Origin of the sequence: Labrys methylaminiphilus subsp. lupini (assembly GCF_051161885.1) — a bacterium.
GTDB lineage: Bacteria > Pseudomonadota > Alphaproteobacteria > Rhizobiales > Labraceae > Labrys.
In genome coordinates this window covers 2,468,781-2,492,918 of sequence record NZ_JBMDIH010000001.1, presented here as the reverse complement: position 1 = coordinate 2,492,918, position 24,138 = coordinate 2,468,781, and the positions used below count along the sequence as shown (strand labels likewise).

19 protein-coding genes are annotated in these 24,138 nt (G+C 59.7%); 13 read left to right on the top strand and 6 right to left on the bottom strand.

All coding sequences use genetic code 11. From position 1 onward, the window contains the following. Window positions 1-6 precede the first annotated feature (6 nt). On the bottom strand, window positions 7-879 hold the full coding sequence (locus ACN6KF_RS11795) for a MurR/RpiR family transcriptional regulator (RefSeq protein WP_434957009.1): 873 nt from the start codon (window positions 877-879) through the stop codon (window positions 7-9). Window positions 880-998: 119 nt separating this feature from the next. Here ACN6KF_RS11795 and ACN6KF_RS11790 point away from each other — a divergent pair, with 119 nt between their 5' ends. From ACN6KF_RS11790 to ACN6KF_RS11765, 6 genes are all read left to right on the top strand, one after another. Continuing rightward, window positions 999-1,802: an N-formylglutamate amidohydrolase gene (locus ACN6KF_RS11790; RefSeq protein ID WP_434957008.1), complete on the top strand. Its 804-nt coding sequence runs from the start codon at window positions 999-1,001 to the stop codon at window positions 1,800-1,802. A gap of 114 nt (window positions 1,803-1,916) precedes the next feature. After that, window positions 1,917-3,509, top strand: coding sequence for an amino acid permease (locus tag ACN6KF_RS11785; protein WP_434957007.1), 1,593 nt, complete (start codon window positions 1,917-1,919; stop codon window positions 3,507-3,509). A 98-nt stretch (window positions 3,510-3,607) separates the two neighbouring features. Continuing rightward, window positions 3,608-4,981, top strand: a complete 1,374-nt coding sequence (locus tag ACN6KF_RS11780) for a glutamine synthetase family protein (RefSeq protein ID WP_434957006.1) — start codon at window positions 3,608-3,610, stop codon at window positions 4,979-4,981. A gap of 195 nt (window positions 4,982-5,176) precedes the next feature. Next, window positions 5,177-6,562: an aldehyde dehydrogenase family protein gene (locus ACN6KF_RS11775; RefSeq protein ID WP_434957005.1), complete on the top strand. Its 1,386-nt coding sequence runs from the start codon at window positions 5,177-5,179 to the stop codon at window positions 6,560-6,562. A gap of 81 nt (window positions 6,563-6,643) precedes the next feature. Further along, window positions 6,644-7,810 (top strand): iron-containing alcohol dehydrogenase, encoded by a 1,167-nt coding sequence (locus tag ACN6KF_RS11770; RefSeq protein WP_434957004.1) that lies wholly within the window; start codon window positions 6,644-6,646, stop codon window positions 7,808-7,810. Between the two features lie 21 nt (window positions 7,811-7,831). Beyond that, complete coding sequence (locus tag ACN6KF_RS11765) at window positions 7,832-8,809, top strand: phosphotransferase (protein WP_434957003.1); 978 nt, start codon at window positions 7,832-7,834, stop codon at window positions 8,807-8,809. 304 nt (window positions 8,810-9,113) lie between these two features. On the opposite strand, the gene ACN6KF_RS11760 is transcribed toward ACN6KF_RS11765, so the two are convergent. Next, complete coding sequence (locus ACN6KF_RS11760; protein WP_434957002.1) at window positions 9,114-9,260, bottom strand: hypothetical protein; 147 nt, start codon at window positions 9,258-9,260, stop codon at window positions 9,114-9,116. Between the two features lie 93 nt (window positions 9,261-9,353). Here ACN6KF_RS11760 and ACN6KF_RS11755 point away from each other — a divergent pair, with 93 nt between their 5' ends. The 3 genes from ACN6KF_RS11755 (at window position 9,354) to ACN6KF_RS11745 (ending at window position 14,232) form a co-directional block, all read left to right on the top strand. Next, window positions 9,354-9,905 carry a glycosyltransferase family 2 protein gene (locus tag ACN6KF_RS11755; protein WP_434957001.1) on the top strand — a complete coding sequence of 184 codons (552 nt, stop codon included), beginning with the start codon at window positions 9,354-9,356 and terminating at the stop codon, window positions 9,903-9,905. A gap of 809 nt (window positions 9,906-10,714) precedes the next feature. Then, window positions 10,715-11,974 carry a porin gene (locus tag ACN6KF_RS11750; protein WP_434957000.1) on the top strand — a complete coding sequence of 420 codons (1,260 nt, stop codon included), beginning with the start codon at window positions 10,715-10,717 and terminating at the stop codon, window positions 11,972-11,974. 914 nt (window positions 11,975-12,888) lie between these two features. Beyond that, entirely contained in the window at window positions 12,889-14,232 is a 1,344-nt protein-coding gene (locus tag ACN6KF_RS11745; RefSeq protein WP_434956999.1) for a porin, read from the top strand. A gap of 266 nt (window positions 14,233-14,498) precedes the next feature. Here the strand turns inward: ACN6KF_RS11745 and ACN6KF_RS11740 are convergent, their stop codons facing one another. After that, the gene (locus ACN6KF_RS11740; RefSeq protein WP_434956998.1) at window positions 14,499-16,169 is read right to left on the bottom strand and encodes an ATP-grasp domain-containing protein; all 1,671 of its coding nucleotides are present in this window, start codon (window positions 16,167-16,169) and stop codon (window positions 14,499-14,501) included. A 297-nt stretch (window positions 16,170-16,466) separates the two neighbouring features. Between ACN6KF_RS11740 and ACN6KF_RS11735 the strand changes: the two genes are divergently transcribed. Next, the gene (locus tag ACN6KF_RS11735; RefSeq protein ID WP_434956997.1) at window positions 16,467-17,657 is read left to right on the top strand and encodes a porin; all 1,191 of its coding nucleotides are present in this window, start codon (window positions 16,467-16,469) and stop codon (window positions 17,655-17,657) included. A gap of 9 nt (window positions 17,658-17,666) precedes the next feature. Here ACN6KF_RS11735 and ACN6KF_RS11730 read toward each other — a convergent pair whose 3' ends face one another. Continuing rightward, a complete protein-coding gene (locus ACN6KF_RS11730; protein WP_434956996.1) occupies window positions 17,667-19,745 on the bottom strand; it encodes a lytic transglycosylase domain-containing protein in 2,079 nt (692 codons plus the stop codon). Between the two features lie 492 nt (window positions 19,746-20,237). On the opposite strand from ACN6KF_RS11730, the gene dapA reads away from it, so the two are divergent. Both dapA and smpB read left to right on the top strand, forming a co-directional pair. Then, window positions 20,238-21,128 (top strand): 4-hydroxy-tetrahydrodipicolinate synthase, encoded by an 891-nt coding sequence (gene dapA, locus ACN6KF_RS11725; RefSeq protein WP_434956995.1) that lies wholly within the window; start codon window positions 20,238-20,240, stop codon window positions 21,126-21,128. A 134-nt stretch (window positions 21,129-21,262) separates the two neighbouring features. Then, window positions 21,263-21,736, top strand: a complete 474-nt coding sequence (smpB, locus tag ACN6KF_RS11720; protein ID WP_434956994.1) for an SsrA-binding protein SmpB — start codon at window positions 21,263-21,265, stop codon at window positions 21,734-21,736. A gap of 32 nt (window positions 21,737-21,768) precedes the next feature. On the opposite strand, the gene ACN6KF_RS11715 is transcribed toward smpB, so the two are convergent. Both ACN6KF_RS11715 and ACN6KF_RS11710 read right to left on the bottom strand, forming a co-directional pair. Beyond that, window positions 21,769-22,413 (bottom strand): uracil-DNA glycosylase, encoded by a 645-nt coding sequence (locus ACN6KF_RS11715; RefSeq protein WP_434956993.1) that lies wholly within the window; start codon window positions 22,411-22,413, stop codon window positions 21,769-21,771. Window positions 22,414-22,625: 212 nt separating this feature from the next. Further along, a complete protein-coding gene (locus ACN6KF_RS11710) occupies window positions 22,626-23,294 on the bottom strand; it encodes a LabA-like NYN domain-containing protein (protein ID WP_434956992.1) in 669 nt (222 codons plus the stop codon). A gap of 433 nt (window positions 23,295-23,727) precedes the next feature. Here ACN6KF_RS11710 and rpoZ point away from each other — a divergent pair, with 433 nt between their 5' ends. Next, on the top strand, window positions 23,728-24,105 hold the full coding sequence (gene rpoZ, locus ACN6KF_RS11705) for a DNA-directed RNA polymerase subunit omega (protein ID WP_434956991.1): 378 nt from the start codon (window positions 23,728-23,730) through the stop codon (window positions 24,103-24,105). Window positions 24,106-24,138: the final 33 nt, after the last annotated feature.

Here is a 24,138-nt window from a genome sequence, read left to right as displayed (position 1 = left end):
AGACGCTTATCGCGGTGCGTTCTTGCGCAGGACCTCCAGGGCCTCCATGCGGGCCTTGGAAAGGTCCCATAGCGTCTTGGTGGCCGCCGCCATCAGGGCTTCTATGATGGCCAGGATCGCCGCGTTCGAATCCCAGTTCGACGGCACGCCCGTGCGTGCGGAAATGACATGGCGCGCAAAGCGGGCGATCGGCGACAGCCACTGGTCGGTGAACAGCACGATGGTGGCGCCGCGCTCGGAGGCTTCCTGCGCTAGGAGGATCACATCGTCCTGGTAGCGCCTGATGTCGAAGACGATCAGGACGTCGCGCTTTCCGAAATCGATGACCTGGTCACGCCAGGTTGCCGCCTGTCCCTCGACCAGCGTGACGTCGGGACGGATGACCCTGAGATGGCGCACGGTATAGAGCGCCACGGCTTCCGTGAGGCGCCCCCCGACGATATGCAGCCGACGCTTGGTGTCGACGATGATAGCGAGAATCGCGTCGAACTCGGTCGGCGCCATGGCCTCGAAGCTGTGTGTAATGTTGGCGACCACGGCGGCAGCGAAGGCGGAGAACGGCGTTGTATTCGCTTGTTCCGGTGCCTGCTTCATCAGCGGCGACTGCAACTGCGCCTCAAGTTCGTCCTTCAGATGACGTTGGAAATCGGCATAGGCCCCGAAGCCGAGCCGGGCGATGAAGCGCAGGATCGAGGGCGCCGAAATACCGGCTCGAGAGGCAAATTGCGCAACGGTCTCAAGGCCCGCGAACGGGTAGTTCGACAAAAGAACATGGGCGGCGCGCCGCTCGGTAGGGGTCAGCGAACCGAGCCTGCTGCGGATGGTCGTCGCCAAGGTCTCATCGCTTGCCGTGGTCGCCGTGTCCGGGCGTTTGGTCATCAGGCGACTCCCTCTGGAAAAGCGAGAGTGGAAGGTGGACACAATTTTCACAATTGACAAGTCGGCTACGGCTGTACTCAAAATAACACTCAATACAAAAATAAGCTCGGACGTAATGAATGTTAGAATCGCTCACCGAGAGAGCCGCTAGAGGAACCTCGGATGGGGAAACCCAGCCCGAAACCGCTATCCTGGATAATGGTCGGGGCAGGGGAGCTCACGTCCTCGTTTGTGAGCACGCATCCAACTTCGTTCCTGCGCGATATGGCCAGCTCGGCCTGTCCGATGCCGACCTGCAGCGCCATATCGCCTGGGATCCGGGTGCCCTTGGCGTGGCGCGTGTGATGGCGCGCGAACTCGATGCGCCGCTGGTGTCCTGTGCCGTCAGTCGCCTCGTGATCGATTGCAACCGCGACCCTGCGGTATTCGATGCCATCACGCTCAGGAGCGAGGGCACTGTCATTCCTGGCAATACGGATGTCAGCGACGCGGAGCGGGCACGGCGGGTTCGCGAGGTCTACGAGCCTTTCCACGCCGAGGTTGCCGACGTTGTGTCGGCCAAGCGACTGGCCGGACCGGTGGCTGTCATCGGCATTCACAGCTTCACCCCGGTCTATAACGGCACCCGGCGCCCCTGGCATGTCGGCATTCTCTTCGACCGCGACGAGAGCCTGTCCGCGCCGATGGTCGCCGCCCTGCGCGAAGATCCGAGTCTGGTGGTCGGGGTCAATGAGCCCTACAGCCCGGGAGACCGCGTCTATCACACGCTCGATCGCCATGGCCAAAGCCAAGGCCTTCCCAGCGTGATGATCGAAATCCGCAACGATCTTCTGGCAGCGCCGAATCAGCAGGAAGAATGGGGCATGAAACTTGCTACCATCCTGAAGCGGATCGGCCTGCCGGAAGGCGATTCGCCAAAATGAGAGAGCCGGAACGACCGGCCGAAAACGATAGCTGCGTGAAAGGTAACATCCATCGGTCCAATGTCTATCGGTCCAATGTCGACCGATCCTGGACCATAAGTCGGGGGACTTTCTATGAGCGGATCGACTGACGAGGACGTCAAAGTCCTCCATTCCATGGGCTACGCGCAGGAATTGGCGCGCCGCATGGGCGGTTTTTCGAATTTTGCGATCTCCTTTTCCATCATCTGCATCCTCGCAGGCGGCATCACCTCGTTTCCGCTGGCGATGGGGACCGGTTCTGGCTTCGAAGCGACGATCGGCTGGGTCATCGGCGGCGTATTCGCCCTCGTGGTCGCCGCCTGTCTCGGGCAGATCGGTTCGGCTTACCCGACGGCGGGCGGTCTCTATCACTGGTCCTCGATCCTCGGTGGGCGCGGCTGGGGCTGGGCAACGGCGTGGATCAACCTGCTCGGCCTGATCTTCGTCGTCGCCTCGGTCAATGTCGGCGTCTGGCTGCTCTTCAGGGATCTGGTGCTGTCGGGCGTCTTCCATGTCGACGTAACTGCGTGGACCGCCGTAACCACGGACCCGTTGCCATCAGGCATGACGGCCGAACAGGCAACGGCGATCAACAATTCCGCCTATGCCGCACAGGTCGTTGCTGTCTGCCTGATCACGCTGGCCCAGGCCTTGATCAACCATTTCGGCATCAAGCTCACTACGCTGCTGACTGACTTTTCGGGCTATCTCATTCTGGTGATTGCCGTGGTGCTGACCCTGACCTTCCTGGGTTGGGGAGCCGGCTGGGACTTCTCGCGTCTCACCACTTTCGTGAACAACACGGGTGATCCGGGTGGCAACTATGTGCCTGAAGCACGGCCCGCCTTTATCGCTTTCCTGGTCGGCCTGCTCTATCCACTCTACACCATCACCGGGTTCGATGCCTCTGCGCACACCTCCGAGGAAACTCAGAATGCCCGCGTCGCGGTGCCGCGCGGCATGATCCATTCGGTGTTCTGGTCGCTGGTATTCGGCTTTGCCATGGCAGTATCCTTCGTACTGGCCAGCCCCGACCTGGCCCAGACCGCCAAGGACGGGGGCGCAGGCTGGTTCAATTTGTTCAACAACCTGCCCGCGCCGGGCTTGCTCAAGGATGTGCTGGCCATCGGCATCGTGCTGGCCAATTTCATCTGCGCCCTGGCCGGTCTGACTTCGACCTCGCGCATGATCTATGCCTTTGCCCGTGACGGCGGCCTGCCGGCTTCCGGCATCTGGAAGGGCGTGAGCCCGACCTGGCGCACGCCTGTGGCAGCGATCTGGCTCGGAGCGGTGCTCTCGATTGCCGCCACGCTCTATTCGCCCGCCTTCGCGGCCCTGGCGGCGGGCTGCGCGCTGTTCCTCTATGTCTCCTATGCGATGCCGATCGCAGCCGGATTGCTGGCGGAGGGCAAGACCTGGACCGAGTTCGGCCCCTTCCGCCTCGGTATCTGGTCCAAGCCTCTCGGCGTGATCGCCGTGCTCGGCGTGCTCGTCCTGATGTATGCCGGCATCCAGCCGCCCTTTGACATCTTGATCAACTATGCCATCGGCTTGCTGGTGCTGCTGCTGGTGTTGTGGTTCGGCATCGAGGCGCGCCGGTTCAAGGGACCGCCAATCGGTGGTGACATCGCCAAGCGGGCCAGCGAGATCGCAGAAGCCGAAAAGGCCGTCGGTCAGAGCTCCTGATCGTGACGACGGCCGGCCCCGGTGTCGCCGGGGCCGGCCATTCCAGGGCATTGAACCATCCACCAAGAACAGACCTAGAGAGACGGAACTAGCGGATCATGGCGAACCCAGCGAGACCAACCAATGCAGCCGAGGCGATCGCCTATGTGCGTGAGCACGGATTTTCCGATGTGAAAGTCGGTGTCTTCGACATAGACGGCGTCTTCCGCGGCAAATACATGGCTCGCGAGAAATTCGAGAGTACCCTCGAAAAGGGCTTCGGCTTCTGCAATGTGGTGTTGGGCTGGGATTCGAACGATCAGCTCTACGACAACACCAGTTTCGCCGGCTGGCACAATGGCTATCGCGACGCCGAGGCCCGGTTCCTGCCTGAAACCATGCGCGTCATCCCGCTCGAAGACGGCATGCCGCTCTTCATCGGCGAGTTCGCCGGCGAGGCGGAGGCCTATTGTCCGCGCGGCACGCTGCGTCGGGTGCTCAAGCGCGCCGCCGACATGGGTTACAAGGTCTCCGCTGCGGCGGAGTTTGAGTTCTTCGTCTTCGACGAAACGCCTCATAGCGTGCGCGAGAAGCGTTTTCGCAATCTGAAGAACATTACGCCGGGCTTTTTTGGCTACTCCATGCTGCGGGCCGGCGTGCATGCCGATTTCTACCAGGATCTCCTGCAGATGTGCCGCGATATGGACATGGAGATCGAAGGCCTGCACACCGAAACCGGCCCTGGCGTGCTCGAAGCGGCACTCAAGGTCGACGAAGCCCTGGCCATGGCCGACAAGGCCGCGCTGTTCAAGACCTACACCAAGATCCTCGCGCAGAAGCGCGGCTGGATGGCCACCTTCATGGCCAAGTGGTCGCATGACTGGCCGGGCCAGTCCGGGCATCTGCATGCCTCACTCTCGGATCTCAAGACCGGCAAGGGGATCTTCCACGACCCCTCCAAGCCACATGCTATGTCGGACGAGATGCGTTGGTTCGTCGGCGGCCAGCAGGCGCTGATGCCCGAATTGCTGGCGATGATTGCCTGCACGGTGAATTCCTATACCCGCCTGATCCCGGGCTTCTGGGCACCGACGGATGCGAGCTGGGGCGTAGAGAACCGCACCTGCGCCTTGCGCGTCATTCCCGGCTCGGAAAAATCCCAGCGGGTCGAGTATCGCGTGGCTGCCGCCGACATCAATCCTTACATCGCCCTGGCCGCGGCGATCGGCTCGGGCCTGTGGGGCATCGAAAACCGCATCGAGCCCGATGCGCCGGTCGAGGGCTCGGCCTACGATAAGAAATTCCCCAAGGCGCGCCATTTGCCACGCTCGCTTTGGGACGCGGCTCAGCGCCTGAAGGCCTCCAAGGCGGCGCGTTCGCTGTTCGGCGATGCCTTCGTCGAACACTACGCCGCGACGCGCGAGTGGGAGGAGCGTGAATTCCGCCGCACGATTTCGGATTGGCAGCTGGAACGCTATTTCGAAATCATCTAGATGTGATCACAAAGGGAATGGCCCGGGTCGACCCGTGATCATTTCTGCGTATTACAGGGATGTTTCGTCGTCGCGAGCCCTACCAATCGGCAGGATTGGCTCGGCGAAGCAACTCGGTTCTTCATGCGGGGCGAAGCCGGCTTGCTTCGCTGCGCTCGCAATGACGGTGCGCCAAGCCGTCCGAGGTTCTCAATCATGTCCGATATCGTCTGTATCTCTCCCATCGACGGCAAGGAGCTGGTACGTCGCCGGGCCGCCAGTGCTGCCGAGATCGACGCGGCCCTGGCCGCGGCCCGCAAGGCCCAGAAGGAATGGCGCCGGCTCTCCATCGAGGAGCGTAGCGCCTATGTCCTGAAGTTCCTCGACGCCATGCTGGCGATGAACCAGGAAGTGGTGCCGGAACTTGCCCAGCAGATGGGCCGGCCGGTGCGCTATGGCGGCGAATTCCGCGGTTTCGAGGAGCGCGTGCGCTATATGGCGCGCATTGCTAAGGACAGTCTGGCTCCGACCATTCCGGACGACGACCGTCCCGGCTTCAAGCGCATGATCAAGCGCGAGCCGCTCGGCGTGGTCTTCGTGGTGGCGCCCTGGAACTACCCGTTCATGACAGCGGTCAACACGGTTGCCCCAGCCCTGATCGCCGGCAACGCCGTGATCCTCAAGCATGCGGCGCAGACCATCCTGGTCGGCGAGCGCTTCCAGAAGGCGATGGATGCCGCCGGCCTGCCCAAGGGCGTGTTCCAGAATCTGGTGCTCACCCACGAGCAGACCAGCGACATCCTGGCCAAGGGACTGGTCGACCACACCAATTTCACCGGCTCGGTCGCGGGCGGGCGGGCCATCGAGAAGGCGGCTGCCGGCACTTTCATGACGCTTGCACTCGAACTCGGCGGCAAGGACCCAGCCTATGTGCGGGCCGACGCCAATGTCGAGCATGCTATCGAAAACCTGGTGGACGGCGCGTTCTTCAATTCGGGCCAGTGCTGCTGCGGCATCGAGCGCATCTATGTGCACGAGAGCCATTACGATCGCTTCGTCGACGGCTTTACCAATCTCACCAGCCAATATGTGCTCGGCAACCCGCTCGAGGAGACGACGACGCTCGGCCCGATGGCCAATGTCCGCTTTGCCGACTGGGTGCGCAAGCAGACGGCCGAAGCCCTCGCCAAGGGAGCCAAGGCTCACATCGATACGTCGAAATTTGCGGCTGACGTGGCCGGCACGGCCTATCTCGCCCCGCAGATCCTCACCAATGTCGACCATTCCATGTCCGTGATGATGGAAGAAAGCTTCGGCCCAGTCGTCGGCATCATGAAGGTGAAGTCGGACGAAGAGGCGATCGCTCTGATGAACGACTCGCCCTATGGCCTCACGGCCGCGATCTGGACCCAGGATCTCGATGCAGCCGAGCGCATCGGCGGGGAGATCGAGACGGGCACCATCTTCATGAACCGCTGCGACTATCTCGATCCCGGCCTGACCTGGACCGGCGTGAAGGATACCGGCCGCGGTACGGGCTTGTCACGGCTTGGTTACGACTCGCTGACCCAACCCAAGAGCTATCACCTGCGCAGCCTGTGAATTGGGGGGCGGGTCTTCAGATCCGCCTTCACAACGCCCATAGCGGGTCTGAAGACCCGCCCCCATTTTCGGAACCCAACCATGACCACGACCTCTCCCCGCGCCAATTGGAGCTACCCCACCGCCATCCGCTTCGGCGCCGGCCGCATCTCGGAACTGGCAGAAGCCTGCAAGAGCGCCGGCATCACCGCGCCGCTGCTGGTGACGGATCCTTTCCTCGCCACCCAGAAAATGACCAAGGATGCGCTGGAAAGCCTTAAGGCGGCCGGGCTGCATGCCGCCATCTTTTCGGACGTGAAGCCCAACCCGATCGAGTCCAACGTCTATGCAGGCCTGGAAGTCCTGCGTAAGGGCGGACATGACGGCGTCGTCGCCTTCGGTGGTGGCTCCGGGCTCGACGCCGGCAAGGTCATCGCCTTCATGGCGGGCCAGAAGCGGCCGATGTGGGACTTCGAGGACATCGGCGACTGGTGGACCCGGGCCGATCCCAACGGCATCGTGCCGATCGTAGCCGTGCCGACCACGGCCGGCACCGGCTCGGAAGTCGGCCGGGCAGGGGTGATCACCCAGGAAAAGACCCACACCAAGAAGGTGATCTTCCATCCCCTGATGATGCCCAAGGTGGTGATCTGCGATCCCGAACTCACCGTCGGCATGCCCAAGCACATCACCGCCGGCACCGGGCTCGATGCGCTGGCACACTGCCTGGAAGCCTATTGCTCGCCCTTCTACCATCCGATGGCTGAAGGCATGGCGGTCGAGGGCGTGCGCCTGGTCAAGGAATTCCTGCCGCGCGCCTACAAGGACGGCACGGATCTCGAAGCCCGGGCCCACATGATGTCGGCCGCGGCCATCGGCGCCACCGCCTTCCAGAAGGGCCTTGGCGCCATCCATGCGCTCTCCCATCCGGTCGGGGCGCTCTACGACACCCATCACGGCCTGACCAATGCGGTGTTCATGCCCTATGTCATCGCCTTCAACAAAAAAGCGGTGAAGGAGAAGATCGAGCGGCTGGCGGCCTATATCGGATTGAAGCCACGCTATTCGGCATTTCTCGACTGGACGCTGGCGTTGCGCGAGGAACTCGGCGTGCCGCATACGCTCGCGGGCCTCAAGGTCGACGACCAGAAATTCGACCTGATGTCGAAGATGGCCCCGAAGGATCCGACCGCCGGCGGCAATCCCGTCACGCTCACCAAGGCCGGTGCGCTGAAACTCTATCGCAAGACACTGGAGGGTGCTCTTTAGAGCCTACTGCTCTAGGGTGTCGTGCAAAAGCGGGTGCCAGTTTTGGCAAAAGCAACACGATGCCGGAGCCGAAAACGTGGCGTGTCGGTCATCGCTCGGAACGCCACGTTCGATTGCACGATGCCAGCTATGCACCACTATCAGGATCGTCTTGCAGCCTTGCCCTTGTGGGGCGGTCCTGTCGCCATCGAGGCCATGACCGGCGGTCTGACCAATCGCAACCTACTGATTACAGCGAAGACGGGCCGTTTCGTTGCCCGCATCGCCGATGACAATGCTGCGCATGACATCGATCGCGCGGCCGAACAGGCGGCGACGCGGGCGGCGTCCGAATGCGGGCTCGGCCCGGAACTCGTTTGGGCCGAGCCCGGATTGATGATCCTGCGATACATTGATGGAAAAACGCTTCGTTCGGCCGATCTTGCCGGTGCTGCTAAGCTTCGCCGGAGCCTGGCTTTGCTGGGCCGGGTCCGTCGGGAGATGCCCGCTCGCTATGATGGGACGCGGCGAGACCGGAGCCCGATTGCGCTCCTCACCGGTTATGCCAAACGTCTCGCAACGGAGCCCAATCGCTGGCAGCAAGCCATTGATCGCTACCGGCCGCTTATCGAACGCCTGCGTGCGCGGTTGGAGCTGTTGCCATCCGGCTTTGCCCACAATGATGTTCATGGCGACAACATCATCGATGATGGCGAGCGCCTTTGGCTGCTCGATTGGGAATATGCGGGGTATGGCCAACCTCTCGTCGATCTCGCCAGCCTCGTCAACAATGCCGGCCTGAGGGATGAGGCCATTGAGATCGGCTTGGCCGACTGGCTCGGCCATGCACCCACGCACAGCGAAGGAGAAGACTTTGCTACCACGCGGCTTGCTGCAGCCATGCGTGACCTATTCTGGGGCTATGCCCAGGATGGGTTGGTGGCCGATCAGCCGGGCAAGCTCGATGACTACATATCGATCAACGAAGGGCGGGTGAACGCAGCTGCCGCTCTGATCTGAAGATCTATCAAACGGATGCAACGAGCCTGGCGAGGCTCCAGCGCCCAAAGACTATTGAAGTCGATACGATAGGTACGATGATAGTTCACCGGGAGATTTGAGTGTTCACATCATTTCAATTTTAAGTGAGACGCTAGTCGCGTGGCTACGCCTATGTTGCACGTGGTGGATTTCGTCAGTTATTATCCCAAGTAGATCTACGATTCTGATCTTTTTACGATTAATATCGATCTAATTGCTTATGCAACTCTGGGTTGGTTGGTAATTGTAAAATGAAATATTTGAGCCCTATTGAAATAATTACTTATTCGGTGTTGAGATGAAAAGAGCCAGTGTCCTTATCGCTTGCGTATGCGGAAACCGTTTTGTCGATATCGATGCTGTGCGCTCCTTTCTCGGCATTGCGCTGGATTTGAAAGAGCGAAAGATCGAAGTCGACTTTCTCGGTCAATCCGGCATTCCCCACCTAGAGCATGCACGGAACGCGGTCGTCAGCTATTTCCTGGAAAAACGGGGCGATTATCTCCTGTGCCTGGATTCCGATATGGAGGTGTCGCCAAAGACGATCGGGCGCTTGCTGCAGTTCAGCCAACTCCACGACAAGCCCTTCACAGCGGCGCCCTATGTCTCGAAGGGCTATGACAATGAGAAGACCAGCAAGGTTTTCGCTCGCGATCTCGATGATTTTCATGCCGTCACATCGCGCTGGAACGTGGTCTTCGAGGACCCGACGGCATTGACGGGACAGGGGCGGCTCGACATGCGCAACGGGTTTGCGCGCGCCGTCAGAGTGGGGGCGGGGGCCATGCTCTGCCGCCGCGACATGCTCGAGACCATGGCCGCACACTATAGGGACGAAGGCTACTTCTACCATAACGTCCCGTTTCGCTTGTTTCCGCTGTTCAACATCCCGGTGGTGAATGGCGAGGCGGTTGGCGAGGATTATGCGTTTTGCGACCGATGGCGTGAATGTGGCGGCGAGTTGTGGGTCGATACCACGGCGACGATCCGCCACAACGGCCACCATTCCTATCGCGGCAATCTCGCTGAAACTCTGGATCTGCGGCGACGGGCCTTGAGCCAAGGCGAGGCTTGAGCCTAAAAACACGCCGAGGCTGGTGGCATGCCTTCTCCCCATCCGGCACATGGCGTTGGCACTATAGCGTTCAAGCCCTGAAACCATCGCGCTGATAGGCAGGGCGGCGCAGCAGTAATGCCCCTTCGAATAAAAGATTGTCGAATACAAGATTGTCGTTCGGAAGGCGCGTGCAGATTGCCCTCTGCGATGGCCTCAGGCTGGCGGTGGCTTTACCGGTCGCATTTAGGGCTGCGTTTGCGCCACCAAGCTCTTCAAACGACTGCGGCGACGATCATTGCATTTCGGCGTCGAATATCTAAGCCGAAACACGCCATCCCAGGCTTCATCATGCCATCCTATCTGGCGAGATCGAGCACGCCTTTTGTTTGGCTTGATGATCGACGCTCTTAAAAGTTGTAATATATATTTTTATCAACCTTAAGTAATAATTTTCGTATTTTTAGCAACCAAACTTATACGTGTAGTTATTGATGTTTTCAATATAAAATCTGTTCGGCGGATTTCCGAAATTTGCGGTTGGTTTTGGAAATTAAATGCAACCAGGAATTGAAATTCCTCTATATAGACTCTGTACATGTGGCGCTCCTGTGTCTTTTGGGTGACATGTATTACGCAAAGCGATGTGAATACGCTCAATTGTGGCAATTTGAGATTGTGAAAAGCCCCTCCCTGCCGCACTGTCACATCCAACGATTCACGCAATGGGTCGTCTCCGGGCCGCCGCCAGAGGTTGGGGCCGGGGTCTCGCGAGCCGGTCGGAGAGGTCAAGTCTACCGACCGAGTAAAAATGTCTTGGAGGTCATCTCATGACGATGAAGTCAGTTCTTCTCGGCGCCGCCGCCGGTATCGCCGCCATCGGCGCTGCCCAGGCCGCCGATCTGCCCATGACCAAGGGCGAAGCCGTTGAATATGTGAAGGTCTGCTCGGCCTTCGGTCCGGGCTTCTTCTATATCCCCGGCACCGACACCTGCCTGAAGATCGGTGGTGAAATCCGTGCGAAGTACTACGCTTTCGGCGGCACGGGCTATAACCGCAACGACAACCGTTCGGCTTTCGACACCCAGGCTCGTATTTGGTTCGATGCCCGCACCGAGACCGATTGGGGTCTGTTGCGTTCCTACTTCCAGATCAATGCCGACTCCAACAAACTGAAGGGTCGTGGCGGCGGTGATGGCTCGAAGAATGCCTTTGCCATCGACAAGGCCTTCATTCAGTTCGGCGGCCTGACGGCTGGTTACGCCCATTCGTTCTTCGGCTTCTACGATAACGAATATGGCGATACCCTCGAGGGTAACTATTACGGCCAGAGCAAGACGGTCAACCTGCTTGCCTATACCGCCCAGTTCGGCGGCGGCTTCAGCGCGACGCTGTCGATCGAAGACGGCCGTGACCATCGCGTTCTCGATAACGTAGATGTTATCGCTCCGTTCGTGAGAGATGGTGGGCAGCAGGTTCCTGATGTCGTCGGTCAGGTTCGCTGGGATCAGTCCTGGGGCTCGCTCGCTGTGCAGGCGGCAGGTCATCAGTCTCGCACGGGCGAGAACTATGTGGATGCTGACGGCAATGCCGTGAACGTTCGTCGTAGCAACAAGTATGGTTACGCTGTCGGCGCAACCGGCTTGATCAAGATCCCCGCGATCGACGGCTGGTTCGTGGTCGAAGGTCAGTATGCGGATGGTGCTCTGGATTACCTTGGCGCCTATAACACTTTTGTCACGCAGTCTGACCGCTTCGTAACTGCTGCTGGCCGGCTCGATACCGGCAAGGGTTGGTCGATCACCGGTGAATTGGGCGGACATATCACGCCGCAATTGCAAGCTGTTTTGGTCGGCAGCTATATCGACACCTCGTTCGACCGGTTCAATGCCAATGGCAGCGATGTCGGTATCAAGGAGTACAGCATCAGCGGTAACCTGACCTATACGGTCGTCAAGGGGCTGAAGGTGGCCGGTGAGGTTGGCTGGACGCACGGTAAGCTCGATCGGACCTTCACTTCGATCGACGGGCGCGATCGTACCAAGTACGACAACTGGCTGGCCGGCATGCGCATCACGCGCCAGTTCTGATCACTCAGTTCGAATATTCTAGGGAAGGCCCGGCGAAAGCCGGGCCTTTTTTATGAGCGAGACACGCCATTGTCTTGTGATTACGGCATTGGTCAGTTCTATGCCCTGTGACCGCCAAAAATGCCTGCCGCCCGTCATGGCACGAGAAAAAGCGATAGCGAGGGGTATCGCACCCTCGGATGAGCTGCGGGGGATACAGAGACGGGATTGAGGGTTATCGCCCATCCGTGTCGGAAGAAGGTGTTGCCCGAGGCCTTTGCCGCCGGCTTCGCAACATCTCCGAGTACCGCTTTGCGATCGCACCTGGCATTCGCGCGCAGTCCGATTCTTCATTCCCGCGGCCGTGGACTTGCGCATTTTGTATGTAGTCCGGCGCCTGCCCGTTCAATGATGGCGCATCGCCAGCCGTTCTTCCAAGCGAAAGTCAATGGAGACGCGTTACCGCGAGGGGGGCGGTGACTCGATGATGGTGATTCTAGATTGATGCTCTCAAGGCGGAATTAGATTGGAATCGCCGATCTATAGGGCACAGAGCGGTTGCAGTTCCTTCGAACTTCCGAAAGCGACACCAGCCGATAGCAAGACGCAGGCCCCGCCTGGTGAAGCGCAATTGTGTCATTCGAATGCGAATATCGCCGGAAAATCCCGAATTTTCGCCGAGACCCGCCCAAATTGTGGCGAAAATGCTGCGTGTGTCCTTTTTGCTACACAGCTTTGCCAAAATGTCACGACCCCAGGTTGTTGGGTGCAATCGCTATTGTGCAACCTAGAGGAGTAAAGCAATGTCATGACAACGATTCACTCGATGGGTCGTGTCCAGATTGCAAGTCTAACGTGTGATCGGGGTCTCGCGAGTCGATCGAAGCACCAAGCGGCGCTTTCGATCAAATAATAACTGTCTTGGAGGTCATCTAATGACGATGAAGTCCCTTCTCCTCGGCGCCGCTGCTGGTATTGCCGCCATCGGCACTGCCCAGGCTGCCGATCTGCCCATGACCAAGGGTGAAGCTGTTGAATATGTGAAGGTCTGCTCGGCCTTCGGTCCCGGCTTCTTCTATATCCCCGGCTCCGACACCTGCCTCAAGATCGGCGGCGAAATCCGCGCCGATTACCGCGCCTTTGGCGGCGATTCGATCGGTTCTCGCAGGGTTACTTCCACCGACGGGAACACATCTGTCAGTGGCCTTGCGAAAGGCAAGTTTAACCGTAACGACGATCGCTCGGCATTCAATACCCAGGCCCGAATCTGGTTCGATGCCCGCACCGAGACCGAGTGGGGCCTGCTGCGTTCTTATTTCCAAATCAATGCCGACTCGCATCCGATCAGTGGCGGGGGCCGCGGCGGCGTTTATAACGGAAACCGGTTCAGCATCGACAAGGCCTTCATCCAGTTCGGTGGCCTGACGGCTGGTTATGCCCACTCGTTCTTCGGCTTCTACGACAACGAGTACGGCGACACCATCTGGGCGCCCTATTATGCAGAATTGAGCACGGTTAACCTGCTCGCCTACACAGCCCAGTTCGGCGGCGGTTTCAGCGCCACGCTATCGATCGAAGACGGACGCGACCATCGTTCTGGTAGCGTTATCAACGGCTTCGTTCAGGGCGGCCAGCAGGTTCCGGATGTTGTTGGCCAGCTTCGCTATGATTCTAGCTGGGGTTCGCTCGCAGTGCAGGCTGCGGCGCATCAGAGCCGTACCGGCGACACCCTTGATAGCTTTGGCAACGTGGTCCCCGGGCCGCACAAAAACCAATACGGCTTCGCTGCTGGTGGTACCCTGCTGATTAAGATCCCGGCGATCGATGGTGGCCACTTCGTCGTTGAAGGTCAGTACGCTGACGGCGCCACGCACTATCTCGGAGCCGACAACACGGTACTTGGAACAACGGATGTCTACCGAGACGCCCGCGCTGGCGTTAATTTCGAGCGTGGCAAGGGTTGGTCGATCGTGGCCGAACTCGGCGGCAACATCACGCCTGTGTTGAATGCCAACTTGGTCGGCAGCTATATCGACACCAAGTATGGCGATGCGTTCGCCGTGGGACAGGACTTCAAGGTCCAGGAATATTCGGTCGCGGGTAATCTGACTTACACGATCGTTAAGGGCCTGACGATTGCTGGTGAAGTTTCCTATACCCACGTCAAGGTTGACAATGGCCTCTTCGTGGCTGGTACCGCCGCGGAGCCGACGACGGCGATCCGTAGCGACAAGGCCAACATCTGGCAGGCCGGTGTCCGTCTGAAGCGCGTGTTCTGATCGTTTTCGATCATTCACAAAAAAGACCCAGCTGCGCAAGCAGCTGGGTTTTTTGTTGACTACCGTCGCAACCATGCCGGCTGGATTGAGGTTGTGAGAATAATGCGATAACACTTACCCAATTCAAGGGTTATTCGATTTATTTGAGCGAAATAGTATGTATTATGGCTAAAATTTATATTTTCGCTGAGTATTTGTAGTTGTTGGAGGTAGTGTGTTCTAGTGTTGTTTTTTTATAAATGTGCTAGACATAAATTTCATCCTTTCTACTGAAGGAAAAGTCCCTCTATGTAACGCAAGAGTTTTTTCTCGCTCTCCGGCGGATATTCAAGTCCGGAAGGTGCGGTCGAAAGCAGATTCATTGTCGCGTTGATCTCGAAAATCAGCAGATTGCCCTCTTCCGTGAGATCGAAATCCATACCAAAAATCTCGAGCGGTATCTTTTCCGCAATCGTTCGAAGTTTGCCATAGATATTCGCCCCCAGTTCTGGTTCCGGATCGAGGACGATACGATTGGCAGTCTCCAACAGATCCGGGTTCTCACCATAGAAGGCCTGCTGCCCGGGGGCTCGACGGGCGCGTACGTTCCAATGGGCGCTAAAGTCGGCGCGGACGATGAGGGGCTGTTTGTCGACAAAAGCCGCCCGCAATGCGCGGAACCTGCCGTTGGCATGGCGGGTCTGGATATAGGTGATTGCGTAAAATTGCAGACCCTCCAGCTTGCTCAGGGCTTCACAAAGGCCCTGTCGATCGTTGATGCGCCAGGTTCCCTGACCCATCTGCTGGAAGACGGTGCGAATGATGACCGGATAGCCGCAGCGACTTTCGATATCCTCGATCAGCGCGGGCCTCTGCTCCCTGTTGCTGCGATAGCGGTAGACCTTCGGAATAATGATGCCGGGGATATTGGCGAAGCGTTCGGAATTCTTCTGGCGCGTTGCTTGTACGGCAAGCCTTGGATGATTGATCACCTTGACGCCGAGGCTGTCCTCGAAGGTGCTCACACGCTGTAGCGTGTCCTCTACCATCAATTGTTCGGCATTGACGACATTGTTGATTGCCAGAGCCGGGCGTGGCATGCCGCGCAACGCGTCGGTGGCGGTGGGGGATTCTGCCAGGATGGAGAGGAAGCGGAAACGATCGGCGAAGGCCTGTGCCAATTGCGACGGGAAGTTGCCGCTGTAATGGTGGCCGTGAGGCTCGCGGAAATCAACGATGAGTTCAGGCGAGGGGTTGAATACGGCAAGCACAAATTGCTGGCAGGGGGCGGCCTCGGCGAGCAGGATGGGCATGCTGGCAACGAAGCGCTGACTGCTTTGGTCGCAGGCGGCACGATCATGGCGCTCATAGGCAAGTGCGGCACGAACCGCATGCAAGTTCGGCAGCTCCTCTCCTGGACCGAAATCCCGATCAAGCGCGGCAAAGGCTTCATCGTTCCGGCCGGCGTCGTGCAGCATTTCGGCGATCAGCAGGCCGAAGTCGACGTCCTGCTCCAGAATGGGGAGAAAAGGAAAGCCCGTAGCGAGAGCCTGCTCGGCGAGACCGAGATCCCTCAGGGCACTGACCAGGCTGACGATCGTACCTTGCTCGATGGTGTCTGGTCTGCGCCCCGACGGCCAGGTGCCGGGTAAATAATCTTCGGCCGCATATTTCGCCTCCTCCAGCCGATCGGATTCGATCAGAAGACCGAGCAGGTTGTTGAGATTGCGATAAACGAGGGGAATCGATGTCCGCTCTCCAAGGCTCTGCCGCAACAGGTTCTCAGCCCGGTCGAGGCGACCGATCTGCTCGTTGGCCACGCCGAGAAGGCCAAGGAGATCGGCGCTGTCAGGCTGTTGTTTCAGAAGGTACTCATAGACCGCCACCGCCTGCTCGATTTGACCGTTGCGATGCAGCGCGACAGCATGGTCCCGGCTGGCCTGAAAAGGGGTCGACATCAAGGAACCTCTGGTTGTGCGGTACTTCCCTCCCAACCTAATGAGGGTTTCAGCCAAACGGAACTGTTTCGGCGTGTGGAAGGCTGAATTGATTGTGTCACGTCACGGCCTTCTAACGCGATTTCAGGCAGGATGAGGTTGACGTTGCGGCGTGCCCTTTTTGCAACGCGTTGTCTCAATAGTCGGTCTGCGGAGGTCCGACCTGCGGCATTTCATTGAGTTGCCTCGGCTTTTGCCGCACTCTGCAGCCAAAGGTTGTGCGGCTGGAGCGTGGAGTCGTCACCTTGGGGGAGAGCGATGAAGGCAGCGGCGATTGGCCTTGCCGGCGCATTGATGGGGGCTTGTATCGCCCAGGCGCAGGATCTGCCGGCCAGCAAGGGCGCGCCGGACACCTATCTTCAGGCTTGCGTCGCCATGGGCGTGGGCTTCTGGCAACTGCCGGGCAGCGATACCTGCGTGAAAATCAGCGGCGAAGTGCGGGCCGATTATGTGGTCACCCGCCAGAGAACCCGTGAGGATGACTTCACCGGCTTCACCACGCGCGGCCAGATCGGCTTCGATGCCCGCACTGAGACCGATTACGGCCTGCTGCGCTCTTTCTTGCTCATGGATGCCTATGTTGGTCCGGGAGCGAAGACGGAATTCGTGGTCGACAAGGCGTTTCTGCAATTTGGCGGGCTGACGGCTGGCTATGCCCATAGTTTCTTCGGCATCTACGATCTCGACTATGGCAACGATCTTCTGCAGCCCTATTTCGGCTATGCCGCTACCACCAATCTCATCGCCTATACGCAGGAATTCGGCGGCGGTTTCTCGGCAACACTGGCGCTCGAGGATGCACGCGGCACGCGCAGCGATGTGCTGAACTTCTTCGGTTTTCCCGATCGGCGCCCGGCGGGAGGAGCCGCAATGCCCGATGTCGTCGGCAATCTCCGCCTCGACCGCGATTGGGGCACACTCGCCCTATTCGGGGCCGCCCACCAGATCCGCTATCCCGGGCCACCGCAGATCAGCGGATCAGACTATGGTTATGCGGTGGGAGGGGCATTCGGTCTCAACCTGCCGATACGCTCCGGTGCGCATGTCGTAGTGGAGGGGACCTATGCCGATGGTGCTTCCTCTTATCTCGGCTGGCAGCAGATCGATGCCGCTTATGAGAATTTCAGCGGGCGCAAGGATCTCGGCCGTGGCTGGACTGTTACCGGCGAGGTGGGCATGAACGTCACCCCGGCGCTGACGTTGAATCTGCTCGGTTCCTATCTCGACTATAGCGGCGCGACCACGCGGGATTTTGTCAATCCAGCGGCGCCCGATGTCAGGGGCTGGATTGCCGGAGGCAATGCCGTCTACACGGTCACCCGCGGTCTCTCCTTTGGCCTGGAAGCCTTCTATTCATCCTATCGGGCCAAGGGCGGACAGGATTTCTTCCCCTATGAGGAAGAGGTGAGGGGCTGGACGGGCGTGATGCGAATTCGACGCACCTTTTGAGGTTCGATCCTAACGGCTCTTGCCGCGCATGTCGGCTTCGATCAGCAAAATGCTCTTGGTATCGAGGCGCGAGCGATAGACCTGCACATTCTCCAGCACGCGCTGCACGTAGTTGCGTGTCTCGGTGTAGGGGATGCGCTCCACCCAGTCGATCGGATCAACCTTGGGGTCGCGCGGATCGCCATAAGCCTTTACCCAGTCGGCCACCTTGCCCGGGCCGGCATTATAGGCGGCGAAGGTCATGACGTAGGAGCCCCGGAAGCGGCCGATCAGATCACCCAGATGGGCCTCGCCCAAACGCGCATTATAGACCGGATCGCTGGTCAGCTTCTTGGCGTCGAAAGCGATTCCGGCCAAACGCGCGGTTGCCTTGGCGGTCGAAGGCATCACCTGCATCAGCCCGCGGGCGCCGGCCGTGCTGACCACCTCATGGCCGAATTCGCTTTCCTGCCGGGCGATGCCGTAAACGACAGCCCGTTCGACCGTGCCGGAACTCTCGAAGCCGGGAATGGCGCCGATCGGAAAAGCGATCGCATCGAGGGGCAGGCCGCGCTGCGTCGCCGACTTGCCGACCGTGAGTGCCGTCTTGGCATCGAGATTGTCGAGAGCGATCTGGCCGAGCAGGGCCAATTGCTGGCTGTCCTGGAGCTGTCGGCCCATATCGGCAACCAGGATGCGAGCGTAGTCTCGCTTGCCGAGCGTGTAGAGCTGATTGATGGCACGCACCGCCAGAAGTTCGTCGAAGGCTGCGCGGCTGGCCGGCGTGGCTTCGGGCAGAGCGTTCAGGTCGAGCGTACGCATGCCCAGGCGCGCCCGGGCGATCTGGCCATAATAGGTGATCGGATAGCGCGCGGCCGCCTGGTAGAACCCCGTCGCCCCGGCCTTGTCGCCGGCCGCTTCGGCGGCGCGGCCCTGCCAATAGGCGCCGCGCGCAACTGAAATCGGCCGCTGGGATTCGGCGCTCAGATTGGCAAAATGCCGGGCCGCACTTCGAGGGTCGTTCAGGAAGCGCAGGGCGATCCAGCCGCAATGGAACTCGGCTTCCATCCGGGTCGTATCGCTCTCGGCGGTATAGCCGGCAACGACCGCATGGGCAGTCCGCGCATCCCCTTGATCGAGCAAGGCGCGAGCCACCAGGCGACGTTCCGTCCACCACTGGTCGGGGCGCACCAGCGCAGCGGCGTCGCGCGGTGCTTTCAGCAACAGGGCGGCGGCATCGCGCGGCTTCTTCTGGCGCCTGAGATAGGAGATACGGGCAAAGATGTAGGCCGGGTCGGTCGACACGTTGGCAGCCAGCAGGGCGCCGGCGTTCTTGGGTTGCCTGGCGACGGCAATGCGCAGCTTGGCAAGCGTCACCGCAGCCGGATCGGCACGGGCCGCGACACGCAAGCCATCGTCATAATTGCCATCATAGATCAGACGATCGGCCCGATATTTGTGGTCCGCTGGTGAAAGAAGGGCGCCGTAGTCGCGCAGGATATCGCCTTCGAGCTGACCCGACAGGCTGTCATTGCGATAGGCGTCGCGAATGAGGGCTGTGGCTCCGTCCTGGTTGCCGTCGCGCTGCAGCACGGCGGCAAGAGCGACCTTGCCTTCGTCGGTCTCTGGCTGGGACGAGGCAAAGAAGGCTCGCACCGTGTCGGCGTCGGCCTTCTCATTGTAAAGAGCCTCTTCGCCGCGCCGGCGGATCAGGCCGTTACCGGGCCAACTTGGATAAGCGGCGAGGAAGGCCTTGATTCGGGTGAGGCCGATATGGCGTGCGGCGCTGCGGATGGCGATCCACTCCGCCGCGGCCTGGCTGGCCGGATCGGTCAGCGAACGGGCGAGGCTGTCGCCGCCAGAGCGGTCGCTGCTTTCATAGGCCGTGATCGCCTGGCGCAGGGTGTCGAGCTGGTTCACCAGCGGCGAGGGGACGATGATGGAGCCGGTGATTTCCGTGTCGGAACGCGTCGAGGTCGTCGCGGTATCGGCATCCGTACGCAGAGCCACCGTGCGGGAGGGATGCTTGAGGGTGGCATCGCCCGGGCGCGTGACCGGCGCGGCAAGAGCGCCGGTCAGCACCGCCACGAAGAGGGATGTACCCGTCATGAACCGCAAGAGCATTGCCGCCACGCCAATCCAGGTGATCCGGTTTGGCGATTGTCGCGTCCTCTGATTGACGAAGCGTGAATGACGACGTTGGAATGCCGCATTCTCGCCATCAGTGAGGCACGAGGAAAAGGTGATTTTCAAGGCCCGAAGGCGGCGGATTCGCGGCTGCTGCCTTAAAAAGCGGCAATGAAGGCCCGACTCATTCCATTAACCAGAGCGATGCGAAGATCATCCCGTTGAAACGGGGTGTTTTCGGCCGCAAATCGCCGTCGATGCTCTTTTCGTGACCGGGTGGCTCGTATATGTCTGGCGCCCGGCTGCCGCGTGCACCGAGGCGGCCATCCGGCAAAGCGCTTTGCGATTTGGTGGAATCACCAAGAGACGCAAAGATGCTCAAGCCAATCGGCTGGATTGGCTTGGAACCAAAGAGCGAGAGCAAAAGTGCGGTTCCACCAGAACGCGCTTTGCTCCAGGGATCGTGGAGTTGAGATGATGTCGAAGGCAAAGTTCAGAGGGTCGCTCACCGCTTTGGTGACGCCGTTCCGCGACGGCGCCATCGACGAGAAAGGTTTTCGTGATCTGATCGACTGGCAGATCGCCGAAGGGACGAGCGGTCTGGTACCAGTGGGGACCACCGGCGAAAGCCCGACGCTCAGCCATGCCGAGCATCACAAGGCGGTGGAGATCTGCATCTCCCAGGCCAATGGCCGGGTTCCGGTAATTGCCGGTGCCGGCTCGAACAACACTGTCGAGGCGATCGATCTGGCTGTTCATGCCGAGAAGGCGGGCGCCGATGCCGTGCTGGTGGTGACGCCCTATTACAACAAGCCGACGCAGGAAGGCCTCTACCAGCATTTCAAGGCCGTCAACGACGCCATCGGCATTCCGATCTTCATCTACAACATCCCGCCGCGCTCGGTGGTCGACATGTCGGTGGAGACGATGAAGCGCCTCTACGAACTCAAGAACATCGTCGGGGTGAAGGATGCCACTGGCAATCTCGCCCGTGTGTCGCAGCAGCGCCAGCAACTCGGGGCGGATTTCATCCAGCTCTCCGGTGAGGACATGACGGCGCTCGCCTTCAACGCCGCAGGCGGGCAGGGCTGCATCTCGGTGGTTTCCAACATCGCACCGCGCCTGTGCGCGGACCTGCAGGAAGCGACGCTGCGTGGAGATTATGCCTCGGCCCTTGAAATTCAGGACCGTCTGATCCCACTTCATGGGGCAACCTTCCTGGAGCCGGGGCTCGCCGGAGCAAAATGCGGTCTGGCCATGCTCGGGCGCCTCAAGGAAGAGGTGCGCCTGCCGCTGCTGCCGGTGACGGACGCGGCGCGTACGCAGATCCAGCAGGCGATGGTGCATGCCGGGCTGCTCAATTGAAACGCTGAAGCGGGGGAGATAAAGCCTCTCCATCTGAAGCACGGGCATCTTGCCTGTCTCAGGAAACGCTTCGAAAACAAGAAGGTAGAGTCTGCTTCGAGTGTTTCGCTCGAAGGCTCTCTTTGGGTGATGACGTGGCGGACAAGAAGGACGGTGCTCGCAAGCTGGTTGCCGACAACCGCAAGGCTCGGTTCAATTATGAATTGATCGATACCTTCGAGGCCGGGATCGTGCTGGCCGGAACGGAGGTGAAATCGCTGCGCCTGGGCAAGGCAACGATCGGCGAATCCTATGCCGGGCCGTCGGGCGACGAGTTGCTGCTGTTCAACGCGGACATTCCCGAATATCTGCAGGCCAACCGCTTCAACCATGAGCGTAAGCGTCCGCGCAAACTACTTTTGCATAAACGCCAGATCAGCAAGCTGATCGGTGCCGTGCAGCGCGACGGCCTGACGATCGTGCCGACCAAGCTCTATTTCAATGAGCAGGGCAGGGCCAAGATCGAGCTTGCTCTCGCCCGCGGCAAAACTTTGGGCGACAAACGGGACACGGAAAAGAAGCGCGATTGGCAGCGCGAAAAAGGTCGTCTGCTGCGTGACAAGGGCTGACGCCTACAAGATAAACCCCCGCAAGGCGGGTTTCAGCGGTCGAGAATATCTCGGATCGTCTGGAAGACCGCCCGGAACATCGGTGTGGTCAGGCGGCCTGTATTGGTGTTGTAGCGCGAGCAGTGGTAGCTATCGACGAGCGTCAGGCCGCCGATTTCATGGCGCGCATGGTGGGCGAAAGGATAGTGGGCGGGCCTGCGGCCGAGGGCCGTGACCACGCTGTCATGCCCGATCTTGCCCAGCGCCAATATCACCTTGAGATTCGGCATTTCCTTCACGGTGTTGGCCAGGAAGGGGCGGCAAGCGGCGATCTCGCTGCCAACAGGCTTGTTCTCGGGCGGTACGCAGCGCACCGCATTGGTGATGCGGCAATCGACGAGTTCGAGACCGTCATCGGGGCGCTCGTCATAGGTGCCGGTGGCGAAGCCGAAATCGCCCAATGTTTCGTAAAGCAGATCGCCGGCCCAATCGCCCGTAAAAGGCCTGCCGGTGCGATTGGCGCCTTGGAGCCCGGGCGCCAGGCCGCCGATCAGCAAGCGGGCCGAGGCCGGACCGAAACTGGAAACCGGGGCATTGTGCCAATCGGGATGCTTGGCGCGCGCCTGCAGGCGAAAGGCGACGAGCCTCTCGCAAAGCGGGCAATCGCGTCCGGGTTCTTGGAATTGGCTGGCGATCATGAATATTGGGCCTAAGCAGAGTTTTCTGGCGAGTCCCACGGACGGGCTTCGCCGGGAAACTCTGCAAATGTTTGATATCCTGCAGATTTCTGTTGATCATGCCCGTGGCCCGATCAACAGAAATCTGCTTGGAACGAAAAGTGGTTCGGACGGAGCTGTCGTGAAGGCTCCGTCAATAGAACGACCCGATCGTTCGAGGCAACGTTCTTGATCTATTGATCGTCGGCCTGGCCGCTTGGGCTCGCCGACATGAAGCCGGGGGTCTGGCCGGCAAAACCCTGCTGGGGCGGCTGGCGGGTTGGCCCGGGACCGGCCGGAAAGTTGCCACCGGCCTGCGAGCGCACGGCGCGTTCGGACGGATCACGGCCGATCTTGCTTTGAAGCGTGACGAGGTCCACGAACTCATCCGCCTGGCGCCGCAATTCGTCGGCGACCATCGGAGGCTGGGTCGATATGGTGGACACGACGGAAACGCGCACCCCCTTGCGCTGCATGGCTTCGACCAGGGAGCGAAAATCACCGTCGCCGGAAAACAGGATCATGTGCGAGATGTGATCGGCCAGCTCCATGGCATCGATGGCGAGCTCGATGTCCATATTGCCCTTCACCTTACGGCGGCCGGTGGAGTCGACGAATTCCTTGGTCGGCTTGGTGACGACGGCATAGCCGTTATAATCCAGCCAGTCGATCAGCGGGCGGATCGAGGAATACTCCTGATCCTCCACAAGGGCGGTATAATAGAACGCTCGCACCAGATAGCCGCGGCTGTGGTACTCCTTGAGCATTTTCCGATAGTCGATATCAAACCCCAAGCTTTTCGCCGTTGCGTAAAGATTGGCGCCATCAATAAAAAGAGCGATGCGTTCCTGGGTGTTGTTCATTCTTCTGCCAGTTAGGGTTCGTTCTGCTGATGATCGGTCTGTTTGAATACGATTGAAATCGGTCTAAATTACAGTCTAATATTAATCCCAAGGACCACATCGAGAAAGGCCTCTCTGTGTAACGTCAGCGGAATGGTAGCAACGACAAGTTTAGGTCCGATGCAACTAGCTTGTGCCCATCGCGGTATAGAATGTCAAGTTCGTCTGCATTATCATTAGATTGAGCGTATTCCAATGAGAGTGTTTACAGGATTATTGCAATATCGAGACGAGCAGCCTCGATATGTAAGTCGAATGAGGTAGAACTTGCGGTCAATCTCTCTGCCTCGGAGGCGGGAGGATACCACGGATCGGTCTTTTAGGGTTGCACAAACTCGCTTGGCGGTGTAGTTGGCGCGCTTGATCCCAAAACACGGTACAGAAAGGCGTCGCCATGGCCCGCGTCACGGTGGAAGATTGCATCGACAAGGTCGAGAACCGCTTCGAGCTGGTTCTGCTGGCCAGCCATCGCGCCCGCATGATTGCCGGCGGCGCTGCACTGACAATTGATCGCGATCGTGACAAAAACCCGGTGGTGGCTCTGCGTGAGATCGCGGACGAGACCCTGACCCCGGATGACCTCAAGGAAGACCTGATCCACTCGATGCAGAAATACGTCGAGGTGGACGAGCCCGAATCGGATCCGGCGGCTCTTGCTTCCGGTGATTCCGACGACAACGTCGCCTTTGACCGCATGTCGGAAGAGGATCTGCTGCGCGGCCTGGAAGGCCTGGTTCCGCCAGCCAACAACGGTTCGGACGACGAGGAATAAACTCCTCCATCGATCCCGAAGATTTCAGCGGGT